At 60.6% G+C, this 13,325-nt stretch carries 8 protein-coding genes; 4 read left to right on the forward strand and 4 right to left on the reverse strand.

The features are described 5' to 3' along the window. Positions 1-65: 65 nt before the first annotated feature. Both AC1RN6_RS21380 and rpiA read left to right on the forward strand, forming a co-directional pair. On the forward strand, positions 66-1,829 hold the full coding sequence (locus AC1RN6_RS21380) for a cation:proton antiporter (protein ID WP_493007469.1): 1,764 nt from the start codon (positions 66-68) through the stop codon (positions 1,827-1,829). 44 nt (positions 1,830-1,873) lie between these two features. Further along, on the forward strand, positions 1,874-2,545 hold the full coding sequence (gene rpiA / locus AC1RN6_RS21385; protein ID WP_493007470.1) for a ribose-5-phosphate isomerase RpiA: 672 nt from the start codon (positions 1,874-1,876) through the stop codon (positions 2,543-2,545). Positions 2,546-2,624: 79 nt separating this feature from the next. On the opposite strand, the gene AC1RN6_RS21390 is transcribed toward rpiA, so the two are convergent. From AC1RN6_RS21390 to argA, 3 genes are all read right to left on the reverse strand, one after another. Next, positions 2,625-5,369: a M16 family metallopeptidase gene (locus AC1RN6_RS21390; protein WP_493007471.1), complete on the reverse strand. Its 2,745-nt coding sequence runs from the start codon at positions 5,367-5,369 to the stop codon at positions 2,625-2,627. Positions 5,370-5,596: 227 nt separating this feature from the next. Beyond that, positions 5,597-5,872 (reverse strand): oxidative damage protection protein, encoded by a 276-nt coding sequence (locus tag AC1RN6_RS21395; RefSeq protein WP_007876284.1) that lies wholly within the window; start codon positions 5,870-5,872, stop codon positions 5,597-5,599. Between the two features lie 133 nt (positions 5,873-6,005). Then, entirely contained in the window at positions 6,006-7,334 is a 1,329-nt protein-coding gene (gene argA / locus AC1RN6_RS21400; protein WP_157050740.1) for an amino-acid N-acetyltransferase, read from the reverse strand. A 143-nt stretch (positions 7,335-7,477) separates the two neighbouring features. On the opposite strand from argA, the gene hrpA reads away from it, so the two are divergent. Next, positions 7,478-11,554, forward strand: a complete 4,077-nt coding sequence (gene hrpA, locus AC1RN6_RS21405) for an ATP-dependent RNA helicase HrpA (RefSeq protein WP_493007473.1) — start codon at positions 7,478-7,480, stop codon at positions 11,552-11,554. 107 nt (positions 11,555-11,661) lie between these two features. Continuing rightward, entirely contained in the window at positions 11,662-12,228 is a 567-nt protein-coding gene (dcd, locus tag AC1RN6_RS21410; protein ID WP_053200600.1) for a dCTP deaminase, read from the forward strand. Positions 12,229-12,328: 100 nt separating this feature from the next. Here dcd and AC1RN6_RS21415 read toward each other — a convergent pair whose 3' ends face one another. Continuing rightward, positions 12,329-13,252 (reverse strand): LysR family transcriptional regulator, encoded by a 924-nt coding sequence (locus AC1RN6_RS21415; RefSeq protein WP_493007475.1) that lies wholly within the window; start codon positions 13,250-13,252, stop codon positions 12,329-12,331. Positions 13,253-13,325 lie beyond the last annotated feature (73 nt).

The following is a 13,325-nucleotide window of genomic DNA, read 5'->3' on the forward strand; positions in this document are numbered from 1 at the left end:
CTCAAGCCAGTCGCGCATCGTCAACCAAGCCGCCAGTCGGCCTGCTTTAAAGGGGAATACACCGCATGCATGCTGTTGAACTGTTTATCCAGGACCTTGCCGTGATCATGCTGATCGCCGGCGTCGTCACCGTCGTGTTCAACCGCTTCAAGCAACCGGTGGTGCTCGGCTATATCGTGGCCGGTGTCATCATCGGCCCGCACACGCCGCCATTCAATCTGATCCAGGACGACAAGACCGTCCACATCCTGTCCGAGCTGGGCGTGATCTTCCTGCTGTTTTCGCTGGGTCTGGAGTTCAGTCTCAAGAAGCTCGCCAAGGTCGGCGCCACGGCGGTCGTTGCGGCCGTCGCCGAGATCGTGCTGATGATCTGGATCGGCTACGAGATCGGCATCTACTTCGGCTGGAAGACCATGGACGCGGTCTTCCTCGGCGCCATGCTGGCCGTCTCCTCGACCACCATCATCGTCAAAGCGCTCAATGAGCTGGGCATGAAGAACGAGAAGTTCGCCCAGATCATCTTCGGTATCCTGATCGTGGAAGACATCCTTGCCATCGGCATGATCGCGCTGCTCTCGGGCATTGCCACCAGCGGCTCGGTCGATTCGGGCGAAGTCGTCAATACCGTCGGCAAGTTGCTGCTGTTCATGATCGTATCGCTGGTGGTCGGCATCCTTGTCGTACCGCGCCTGCTCAATTACGTGGCGCGCTTCAAGAGTAACGAGATGCTGCTGGTCACCGTGTTGGGCATCCTGTTCGGCTTCTGCCTGCTGGTGATGAAATTGCAATACAGCGTCGCGCTGGGCGCCTTCCTGGTCGGCGCGGTGATGGCGGAGTCGCGCCAGATTCATCGTATCGAGCGCCTGATCGAATCGATCCGCGACATGTTCAGCGCCATCTTCTTCGTCGCCATCGGCCTGCTGTTCGATCCGAACGTGCTGGCCCAGTACTGGCTGCCGATTCTGGTGATCACGCTTGCCGTCGTGTTCGGCAAGCTGTTCAGCTGCGGCATCGGCACTTTCCTGGCGGGCCACGGAGGACGCACACCGATGCGTGTGGGCATGGGGCTGGCGCAGATCGGCGAGTTCTCTTTCATCATTGCGGCGCTCGGCGTGAGCCTGAAGGTCACCAGCGACTTCCTTTACCCGATCGTGGTAGCGGTGTCGGCTGTGACCGCGCTGCTGACGCCTTATCTGATCAAGGCGGCGGATCCTCTGTCGAGCAAAGCCGTTGCGCTGGTGCCGAAAAAAATTTCCGGCGTCCTCGGCATGTATTCCGGCTGGCTGGAAAGTCTGCAGCCCCAGGGCGAGAAGGCTGAGATCAGCAAAATCATCCGGCGCATCTTGCTGCAGGTACTGGTAAACATTGCGCTGGTGGTGGCGATTTTTCTGGCGGGGGCTTTCTTCGTGGACGGCATCAGCCGCTGGCTGTCGGCCTGGATCAGTGACCAGCAGGTCCACAAAGCCGTGATCTGGGGCGGCGCTCTGGTATTATCCCTGCCTTTCCTGATTGCGACTTACCGCAAGCTGCAGGCGCTGGCGATGCTGCTGGCCGAGGTCGGCGTCAAGCCGGAATTCGCCGGCTCGTACACCACGGGCGCCCGGCGCGTGATTGCCGAAGTGATACCGGTGATGTCGATTGTCGGTATCATGTTGCTGATCTTCGTTCTGAGCGCCAGCATCTTGCCGCCGCTCAATCTGCTGGTCTTCGTGCTGCTGGGTGCGGCAGGGTTGCTGTGGTTGTTGTGGAGCAAGCTGGTCAAGTTGCATTCCCGGCTACAGATTGCCCTGTTCGAGACGCTGGACGAAAAGCCGGAAGATTCGCACTAAGTTCGCACCAATCCCGATTCGCTTTAACTTTTTCTTACTCTGTCATGACTCAAGACGAACTCAAACAAGCGGTAGCCCGCGCCGCCATCGAATACGTGGTCGATGGTGAAATCATCGGCGTCGGTACCGGTTCGACCGCCAACTTTTTCATCGATGAACTGGCCAGGATCAAGGATCGTATCAAGGGCGCGGTAGCTTCTTCGGAAGCGACTGCCGAACGCCTGCGCGGTCACGGCATCAAGGTGTTCGACCTCAACGACGTGGAAACCATGCCGGTCTACATCGACGGCGCCGACGAGATCAACGCTGCAGGCGCGATGATCAAGGGCGGCGGCGCAGCGTTGACGCGCGAGAAGATCGTGGCATCGGTGGCGCAGAAATTCGTGTGTATCGCCGACGGCTCCAAGCTGGTCGACGTGCTGGGCAAGTTTCCGCTGCCGGTGGAAGTGATTCCGATGGCGACCAGCGTGGCGGCGCGCAAGTTGTCGGCGCTGGGTTGCGAAGCCAAACTGCGTATGAAGGATGGCAAGCCGCTCGTGACGGACAACGGCTGCAATATTCTGGATGCGGTGGGTTTGAGCATCACTGAGCCGGCGGAGATTGAGGCGGCGATCAACAATATCGTTGGTGTCGTGACGGTTGGTCTGTTTGCACGTCAAGGGGCCAATGTCTGTTTGCTGGGGACTTCGGAAGGTGTGAAGAAGCTGGAGTTCTGAGGAGTTTCGTGTTCTCCGTTGAAAAAAAAGCCGCCTCATCGGGCGGCTTTTTTTTATGGCTGAAGACATTGCTTGAATCTTAAGGCTGCTTTGCCTTGCTCTCATCCCGCGCAATCACGACGCTCATTTTGTCGAGCGTGAGACGCTTGCGTACGGCGTCGTTGATCTGATCCAGCGTCAATGCAGCGATGCGCTGATCCAGTTGCGCCGCCCAGGCATAGGTACGATCCAGGTCCAGCAGATTGACCCAGCCGTTGCTGATGGTGTCGTCTTGCGCACGGGCCTGTTCGCGCTGTTGGCGGATGCCGGACTTGGCGCGGTCGAGTTCTTCTTGTGTGAAACCCTCTTTGAGCACGCGCTGCAATTCTTCGCGAATGGCGGCGTCGACCCTGTCCAGATTCTGCGGGGCGGCGATGGCGCCGATGCCGATTTGGGCGGCGTTGCTGATGGCGCTGACCGACAGGAAGGAACTGATGCTGTACGACAGGCCTTCGCGCTGGCGCACACGGTCGGCCAGGCGCGACTTGAGGCTGGCGCCGCCGATCAGATAGTTGGCGACGACCAGTGCCGGGTAGTCTGGGTCTTCATCGCGCATGTCGAGATTGAGGCGGGCGATGAAGGTGCCGTTTTCCTTGTCCGGTGTGTTGATCATCAGACGTGCCGGCGCGATGTCGGCGTAGTCATGCAGCACGCGTTGGTAGGGCGCGGCGCTGTTCCAGCTGGACAGGCTTTGCTGGACGGTGCGTGCGGCGGCATCGGAATCGAAGTCGCCGACGATGGCGACTTCACCCGAGGAAGCACCGTAGAAATTGCGGTGAAAGGCTTTGACGTCATCCAGCGACACCGCCTGTACTTCGGCGATACGCAGGTCCAGCGAGCGCGCTGCGCGCCAGTCGCCGGCCGGGTAGTGATCGAAGTGTTTGGCCAGCGCTTCCTGCGCGCGCGAGGTCGGGTCGTTGCGTGAGGATTCCAGGCTGACCAGGGTTTGCTTGCGCAGCTGTTCGAATTCGGCGGCGTCGAAGCGCGGATGTTGCAGCACATCGGCCATCAGGCGCAGGGCGGCGTCGAGGTTGCCGCGCGTGGTCTGGAAGTTGTAGACGCCGCCGCTGATCTTCAGGCGAGCGAATTCATCGGCCAGTTGCTCGCGCGTCATCGACTGGCTGCCGCGGCCCAGCATTTCAGCAGTCATGCCGGCGACGGTGCGCTTGCCGAACAGACTTTGGGCATCGCCCCAATCCAGCTTCATGCTGACCGAGACGGTCTGGCCGCGGGTCTTTTTCGGCAACAGCGCCAGTTTGAGCCCACCGACGCGGATGTGCTGGGTGCGCAGATCGAGATTGGCCGGCGAGGAATCAAAAGCTTCACCGGTGGCGATGGCGGCACGCGGCTGGTAGTTTTTCAACGCGCTCTCGACGCTTGGCGCGGCAGGGATTTCGCTGCGCTGCGGCTGGTCTTCGGGGATGAACAGGCCGACGGTGCGGTTGTCACGGCGGAAGTAGCTCGCCGCCGCTGTTGCCACTTGTTGCGGCGTCAAGGCGGCGACCTGATCACGGCCGGCAAACAGCAGGCGCCAGTCGCCCAGCGCCAGTACGTTGGACAAGGCGATACCGATGCGCTGGTGATCGCTCAGCAGTTTTTCGTAAGCGTTGGCATTGCTCACGCGCACGCGTTCCATCTCGGCTTCCGTTGGCGGCGTTGTCGCAAAGGATTCGATGGCGTCCGTCAGCGCCTGGCGCACCGGTTCCAGCGCTTCGCCTTTCTTAACCACGGCGCCGATGATTTGCAGTCCCGGCGCGTAGCCGCCGAGCTGAAATTGCATGATCGCGCTGGCCTTGCCGGTCTCCACCAGCAGCTTGTGCAGGCGGCCGTTGGGCGTGTCGGCGAGGATGTCGGCGGCGACGCCGATGGCGTCCGAGTCGATGTGCAGACCGGCGGGGATCTTGTAGCCGACGTAGACCAGTTGTACGTCGCCGCTGCGGCGGATGGTGAACTGGCGCTCGCCGTCCTGGGTCGGTTCCACCGTCCAGAAATCGGGCAGCGCCCGGGCAGGTTTCGCCATCTTGCCGAAGCTCTGATTGACCCACTCCAGCACCTTGGCCGGGTCGAACTTGCCGGCGATCAGCAACACCGCATTGTCGGGCTGGTAATAGGTGCGGTAGAAGGCTTGCAGGTTTTCGATCTTGACGTGTTCGATATCGCTGCGGTTGCCGATGGTGGCGTTGCCGTAATTGTGCCAGTCGAAGGCCACGCTTTGCATGCGCTTGACCATGACCGAGCTCGGCGAATTTTCACCACTCTCAAACTCGTTGCGCACCACCGTCATCTCGCTGTCCAGATCCTTGCGCGCAATGAAAGAGTTCAGCATGCGGTCGGCTTCCATGCCGATGGCCCACTGCAGGTTCTCGTCGCCGGCGGGGAAGAATTCGTAATAGTTGGTGCGGTCCAGCGAGGTGGTGCCGTTGAAGTTCATGCCGCGCTTGCTGAATTCCTGCGGGATCGCGCTGTGCTGCGGGGTACCCTTGAACATCAGGTGTTCCAGCAGATGGGCCATGCCGGTCTCGCCGTAGTTCTCCTGGCGCGAACCGACCAGATAGGTCATGTTGACAGTGACCGTCGGCTTGCTGGCGTCCGGCATGAGCAACAGCTTGAAGCCGTTGCCGAAGCGGTATTCGCTGATGCCTTCGGCGGAAGGGCCTTGCGTGACGCCGGATGGCAGCGCGACAGGCGCGTCGGCGGCTTTGGCCGTGATGGCGGCGGCAAGCGTCAGGAGTAGCGGAAGGGTGTAGCGAGCAATGCGGGAAGAAGCGGGACGGAGCAGAGGCATGTTTTCCTGAATGGATGATCAAGGGGACGCAAAGTCGGCAATGATGCGTAGCTGTGGATTGTCGCATGACAGCGGCATGAGGAGGATAGACCGGCAACCGGCGCAAAAAATCCGTGACGGCGATGCGATGAAACAGGGAGGGCGAAGAGGGGGCGGAAACGGAAAGGAGGGGCGGGAGGATGGGGAACCGGGTTCAGGCGGCGCGATGCGCCTGAACCAACGGCAACTTATTCGCTTGGCGGCGGTACGTAGCCCTGCGCTGCATCGGCGCCTTCGCCGAAGAAATGCTTTTCCATCTGCACGGCCAGGTACTTGCGCGCACGCGCATCGGCCAGCATCAGACGGTTTTCATTGACCAGCATGGTCTGGTGCTTGAGCCACCCGGCCCATGCTTCCTTCGACACGCTTTCGTAAATGCGCTTGCCCAGTTCGCCCGGGTACGGCGGGAAGTCGAGGCCTTCGGCTTCCTTGTTCAGTTTGATGCAATGGATCATGCGTGCCATGTTGATTCCTTGGTTAAAACATTGATGACGTATTCAGGGCAGACATGAGGTGCGCTTCGCTTCGAAAGAAGATTCAGCGGTTGAGTGCACGCTATGTCAATTTCGCGTGCGGCCTCACGTCCTGATCCCGACATTATAGATTCTTGATCAGCACCAGCGACTTGCGTTGCCAGTTGTACATGTGTTGCCGGTCCTTCGGCAGGTCATCCACCGTTGCCAGCACGAAGCCGCGCCGCATGAACCAGTGCGAGGTGCGCGTGGTCAGCACGAACAGCTTGGTCAGGCCTGACTCGCGCGCGCGCGTTTCGATGTGCTTGAGGATACGCTCGCCGTCGCCTTGCGCCTGGACTTCCGGATTGACGGTGAGGCAGGCCATTTCGCCCATTCTTTCCTTCGGGAAAGGATAGAGCGCGGCACAGCCGAAGATCACGTTGTCATGCTCGATCACCGAGAAGTAATGGATCTCGCGCTCGATCAGTTCGCGGCCGCGCTTGACCAGCGTACCGTCGGCTTCCAGCGGCTCGATCAGCTTGAGGATGCCGCCGACGTCTTCGATGGTGGCTTCGCGCAGGCTTTCGAGATTCTCATAGGTGATCATGGTGCCGATGCCGTCATGCGTAAACAGCTCCAGCAGCACCGATCCGTCGGTGGCAAACGGCACGATGTGCGCGCGCGACACCCCGGCGTTACAGGCCTTGACGGCATTTTTCAGATAGAAGGCGGCGTCCGGCGGCAGGAAGTTGGCCAGCAGCACGGCTTCGGCCTGGTGCGACGACAGTTCGCGGATGTCGGTGCCGGCGGCATCGTGCATCAGCGGTGTTTCGCTCAGGAAAATCAGTTTCTCGGCGCGCAGGGCGATAGCCGCCGTTACCGCCACGTCTTCCATCGCCAGGTTGAATGCTTCGCCGGTCGGCGAGAAACCCAGCGGCGACAGCAGTACGATGCCGCCGGCATTGAGAATCGGGTGGATGGCGTCGGCCGCGACCTTACGGACGATGCCGGTCAGTTGCAGGTCGGCGCCGTCAATCACGCCCATCGGACGCGCGGTCACAAAGTTGCCGGAAATGACACGGATCGCCGCATGCGCCATCGGCGTGTTCGGCAAGCCCTGGCTGAAGGCGGCTTCAATGTCCAGACGCAGTTCGCCGGCGGCTTCCTTGGCACATTCCAGCGCAGCCGGGTCGGTGATGCGCAGGCCGTTGTGGAAGCGCGCTTCCACATTACGCAGCGCCAGTTGTTCTTCCACTTGCGGTCGCGAACCGTGCACCACGACCACGCGGATGCCGAGGGCATGCAACAGGGACAAGTCTTGCGCCAGCACGGCCAGGCCGCCAGCCGTCACCAGTTCGCCCGGAAAGGCGACCACAAAGGTCTTGCCGCGAAAAGCATGTACATAAGGTGCGACGGAGCGCAGCCACGCCACGAAGCTGGCGTAATCGGTGTCATTTTCCATGTTGCGCATTATAACCATCCATGGGAAATCTGGTGCCGCTCCATGCAAGTACATCCCGCACGGGTAGTGGGTAACAACAACCCTGTCGCAACAACGGCGGGGCGGGTCCGTACCACAAGGAACTCCTTGCGGCAGGTATAATCCCGCCTGTCATGTCAGTCACGAATCCACCCCCAAAAAATCCGTCCCCTTCGCCAAGCAAGGACGCCCGTCGTCCCGAGCAAGGCGAACGTCAGCAAAAGCCGCAGGGCCAGCGCCATCAGCAACGTCCGGAACGCGCACAATCAGCACCACCTGCGGCGCCTGTGCGCAATCCGCTGCCCGAGATCACCTTTCCTGAAGAGCTGCCGGTTTCCGGGCGCCGCCAGGAGATCGCCGACGCCTTGCAAGCCAACCAGGTCATCATCGTCAGCGGCGAGACAGGTTCCGGCAAGACCACGCAGTTGCCGAAAATCTGCCTGCAGCTCGGCCGTGGCGAAAAAGGGCTGATCGGCCACACCCAGCCGCGCCGTATCGCCGCGTCGTCGACCGCCAAGCGCATCGCGCAGGAACTCGGCACGCCGCCGGGCGAACATGTCGGCTTCAAGGTGCGCTTCAACGACACGCTGACCAAGGGCGCGTGGGTCAAGCTGATGACCGACGGCATTTTGCTGGCGGAGACGCAGACCGATCCGCTGCTGCGCCAGTACGACACCATCATCATCGACGAGGCGCACGAACGCAGCCTCAACATCGACTTCCTGCTCGGTTACCTCAAGCAGTTGCTGCCGAAGCGTCCGGATCTCAAGATCATCATCACCTCGGCGACCATCGACGCCGACCGCTTTGCACGTCATTTCGGCAAAGAGGTCAACGGCGAGCTCAAGCTTGCGCCGGTGATCGAAGTATCGGGCCGACTGTATCCGGTCGAGATCCGCTATCGTCCGGTCGATAATGCCGACCGCAGCAACCTCGCGCCGGAAGTCGCCAACGCACGCGCCCGGGCCGAAGGCCGTGCAGGATCGGGACAGCAAGCGCAGAAGGACCGCGAGCAGCGCGACCTGATGGACGCTGTGGTCGACGCTGTTGACGAACTGGCGCGCATCGGTTCCGGCGACGTGCTGGTGTTTTTGCCCGGTGAACGCGAAATCCGCGATGCCGCCGAAGCACTACGCAAGCACCATCCCCCGCATGTGGAAATTCTGCCGCTGTTCGCGCGCCTGTCGGCGCAGGAACAGGAACGCGTCTTCAAATCCAGCAACGCCCGCCGCATCGTGCTGGCGACCAACGTCGCCGAAACCTCGCTGACCGTACCGGGCATTCGTTACGTGGTCGATGCCGGTCTGGCGCGCGTGAAGCGTTACAGTTACCGCAACAAGGTCGAGCAGTTGCAGATCGAGCCGGTCGCACAATCGGCCGCCAACCAGCGCGCCGGCCGTTGCGGCCGTGTCGCCGCCGGTGTGTGTATTCGCCTGTACGACGAGCAGGACTATCTGCAACGTCCGAAGTTTACTGAGCCGGAAATCCTGCGCTCGTCGCTGGCCTCGGTCATCCTGCGCATGAAGTCGCTGCATCTGGCCGACGTCGAGACCTTCCCCTTCATTGAGCCGCCACTCGGCCGCGCGATTGCCGACGGCTATCAATTGCTGCAAGAACTCGGCGCAGTCGACGAATTCAACCAGCTGACGCCGCTCGGCAAGCAGCTCGCCAAGCTGCCGCTCGATCCGCGCGTGGGTCGCATGATCCTGGCCGGACGCGAAAACGCCTGTCTGTCGGAATTGCTGATCATCGCCTCGGCGCTGTCGGTGCAGGATCCGCGCGACCGCCCGATGGAAGCGCAGAACGCGGCCGACCAGGCGCACAAGAAATTCGCCGACGAGAAGTCCGAATTCCAGAGTTATCTCAAGATCTGGAAGTGGTTCGAAGAAGCCGTCGAGCACAAGAAATCCAATCGCCAGCTGCAAGACCATTGCCGCGCCAACTTCCTGTCGCAGCTGCGACTGCGTGAATGGCGCGATGTGCATTCGCAACTGCTGACCATCGTGCGCGAGCAGGGCTGGCGCATGAACGAAGCGCCGGCGACCAACGAACAATTGCATACCGCCTTGCTGACCGGCTTGCTGGGTAACGTCGGCTTCAAGTCCGACGAAGATTCACACTACCTCGGCGCACGCGGCATCAAGTTCCACATATGGCCCGGTTCGTCATTACAGAAAAAGGCAGGCAAGTGGATCGTCGCCGCTGAGCTGGTCGACACCTCGCGCCTGTATGCGCGCTGCGTCGCACAGATCCAGCCGGAATGGCTGGAGCGCATCGGCGGCCATCTGCTCAAAAAATCCTGGGGCGAGCCGCGCTGGGAAAAACGCAGCGCGCAAGTCACCGCTTCCGAACGCGCGACCTTGTACGGGCTTGTGGTGTACAGCCAGCGCCGCATCAACTTCGGCCTCATCAATCCGCAGGAAGCGCGCGAAATCTTCATCCGCGACGCGCTGGTCGGCGGCGATTTCGAGACGCGCGCGCCGTTCTTTGCGCACAACCAGAAGCTGGTGCGTGAGATCGAAAACCTCGAACACAAATCGCGCCGCCTCGACGTGCTGGTGGATGACGAGCTGATCGCAGCGTTCTACGACAAGCTGATCCCGTCCGACGTCTGCAACGGCATCGGTTTTGAGAAGTGGCACAAGGACGCCACTGCCGCCGATCCCAAACTGTTGTTCCTGAACCGTGACGACCTCATGCGTCACGAAGCCGCAGGCGTAACTACCGAGCTGTTCCCCAAGACCATGACGGTGGCGGGTCTGAGCATGGCGCTGTCTTATCACTTTGAACCTGGCACGCCGCGCGACGGCGTCACGCTGACCGTGCCGCTGTACGCGCTGAACCAGATTTCCGCTGCGCGCTGCGAATGGCTGGTGCCGGGCATGCTCAAGGAAAAAGTGCACCTGCTGCTCAAGTCCCTGCCTCAGAAATTGCGCCGCCATTGCGTGCCGCTGCCGGACTATGCCGCCGGTTTCTGCGATCGCATGGAGGAGCTTCATCTGTTTGGCAAGGGCGAGTTGATTGATGCCTTGATCGCCGATATCCGCGAGCAGATCACCATCATGGTCAAAACCACCGACTTCAAGCAGGAGACCCTGCCCGCGCATCACGCGATGAACTTCAAGATCGTCGACGAGCACGGCCGCCAGCTGGAGATGGGCCGCAACCTCGGCAGCCTGCAAGCAGAATTCGGCGGACAGGCGCGCGAGCAATTCCAGAAGCTGGCTGAGCAGACCGCGATTACGGGTATCGCCACGCCCGCCGCAACGGTCCCTGTTGCGGTGCCTGTCAACGGAAAGCCTGCGGCCGTTCCGGTCGCATCGTCGGGAGCCAGCGCAGCATCGGTCTCTGAATACGGCAACCTCACCAACTGGACCTTCGGCGAGCTGCCCGAGCTATTGGAAATCCAGCGTGGTGGTCCGGGTAAATCGCAGACGCTGATTGGTTTCCCGGCGCTGGTCGACAAGAAAACGCATTGCGATCTGGAAGTCTTCGATGATCCCGCCGACGCCGCGCGCCAGCATTTCGCCGGCCTGCGCCGCCTGTTCGCGTTGCAGTTGAAAGAGCAGCTCAAGTATCAGGAAAAGAACATCCCCGGGCTGCAGCAGATGGGCATGCAATTCATGGCGCTGGGTTCGCAGGAGGAACTGCGCGACCAGATCCTTTCAGCAGGTCTGGAGCGCGCTTTCATGCAAGAGCCGTTGCCGCGTAACGCCGATGAATTCAATCGCCGCAAGGACGAGGGCAAAGCGCGCTTCGGTCTGCTGGTCAACGAAATCGCACGGCTGGCCGGATTGGTATTGGTCGAGTACTACACGTTGCCGAAGAAATTGCAAACCTTCAAGGCGCACGCCCAGGCCTCTGCCGACATCCAGTCGCAGTTGCAGAACCTGGTCGGCAAACGTTTTATCGCCGACAACGATTACAGCAACCTGATGCATTTTCCGCGCTATCTCAAGGCGGTCAATGTACGGCTGGAAAAGCTGCGCGCCGACCCGACCCGCGACGCGCGTCTGTTGTCCGAATGGACGCAGGTCGCCGCGCCATGGCAGCGCGCGCAGAAGGATCGTGGCGCCAACGATCCGAAGATGCAGGAATTCCGCTGGCTGCTGGAAGAGTTGCGCGTCTCGTTGTACGCGCAAGAGCTGCGTACGCCGATGCCGGTCTCGGTGAAGCGCCTGCAAAAAGTTTGGGAAACCATGCAGCGTTAAGCGGGACAATGACGGAATATCGCCTGCCGACAGCAGGTTTGAGGGAACGATGCTGCATTTAGCGTAAAATTGCAGCACTTTTATCGCAATTCATTTACAAAAAGACAATGGCAATCAAATCCGACAAATGGATCCGCCGCATGGCGGAAAACGAGGGAATGATCGAGCCCTTCGAGCCCGGTCAGGTGCGCGAGGCCAACGGCCAGAAGATCGTGTCTTACGGCACCTCGTCGTATGGCTACGACATCCGCTGCGCCAACGAATTCAAGATCTTCACCAACATCAACTCGACCATTGTCGATCCCAAGAACTTCGACGAAAAATCCTTCGTCGACTTCAAGGGCGATGTCTGCATCATTCCGCCGAATTCCTTTGCGCTGGCGCGTACCGTGGAATACTTCCGTATCCCGCGCAGCGTGCTGACCATCTGCCTGGGCAAGTCGACTTATGCGCGTTGCGGCATCATCGTCAACGTCACGCCTTTCGAGCCGGAATGGGAAGGCTACGTCACGCTGGAGTTCTCCAACACTACGCCGCTGCCGGCCAAGATTTACGCCGGTGAAGGCTGCGCGCAGGTGCTGTTCTTCGAAAGCGACGAGATTTGCGAGACTTCCTACAAGGATCGCGGCGGCAAGTACCAGGGCCAGCACGGCGTTACCTTGCCGAAGACCTGATTTGATTTAAATCGTTTAAATCGATAATAAAACAGCCGCATGTTCTCAGGACATGCGGCTGTTTTCGTTGGAGCGCGCCCAATGCGGCGTCAAGGCGGGTTCAGTGTTTTCTGTTCGCCTTCGCACACTTTCGGGCCTCGCCGATAAAGCGTTTGACGGCACCCGACTGGTCGTTGTTGCGATAGGCCAGATGCAATGGCGCTTTCAGCTCGGGAGCATCTTCGATGCTGAGATAGGCGACCGATTCCAGTTCGACGTGGCGCATCGATGCCGGGATGATGGAGATGCCGAGACCTGCGGCAACCAGGCTCAGCGTCGACAGGTTCTTGCGCGCCTCCTGTTCCACGCGCGGACTGAAACCGGCGGCGCGGCAGGCCGCGATGATGGTGTCGTACAGGCCGGGTCCGCTGGGGCGGCGGTTGAGGACGAAAATTTCTTCCGCAAGTGTTGCCAGCGGCACGCTCTTGCGCCGCTTGTTACGCACCAACGGATGTCCCGAGGGCAGGGCGGCAATCATTTCTTCGACCATCATGGTTTCGATGGTGATGTCGCTGACATCGCCCACCGGCGAGCGGATGAAGGCCACGTCGATCCGGTTCTGGCTCATCAATTCGACCAGATCGGTGGTGCTGCTCTCTTCCACCGTCAGCGCAACATCAGGCGCGACGTCGCGGAAAGCGCGAATCACGTTCGGTACAAAGGGGTGCAGCGACGCCGACTCGGTGAAGCCTACCGCAATGCGCCCCAGTTCCCCGCGCGCAATCCGTCGCACGCCGGCAACGGCCGAATCGACCTGGGACAAAATAATGCGGGCATCGGTAAGCAAGGCATGACCGCTTTCGGTCAGTTCCATGCCGCGCGGCAGGCGGTTGAACAGGATCACGCCCAGCTCCTTCTCCAGCGCCCGTATCTGCTGGCTCAGCGGCGGCTGCTGGATACCAATGCGTTGCGCTGCCTTGGTCAGATGGCCCTCTTCGGCGACGGCGATGAAATAGCGCAACAAGCGCAGATCGATGGATGGCATATGATTTAAATATGGATGAAGTGTCTGCCATATATTAGACAAAATAACTCTGCAAGAGTAGCCTTTCGTTTGT

The sequence above is a fragment of the Herbaspirillum sp. GW822-FHT03A08 genome, assembly GCF_058801885.1.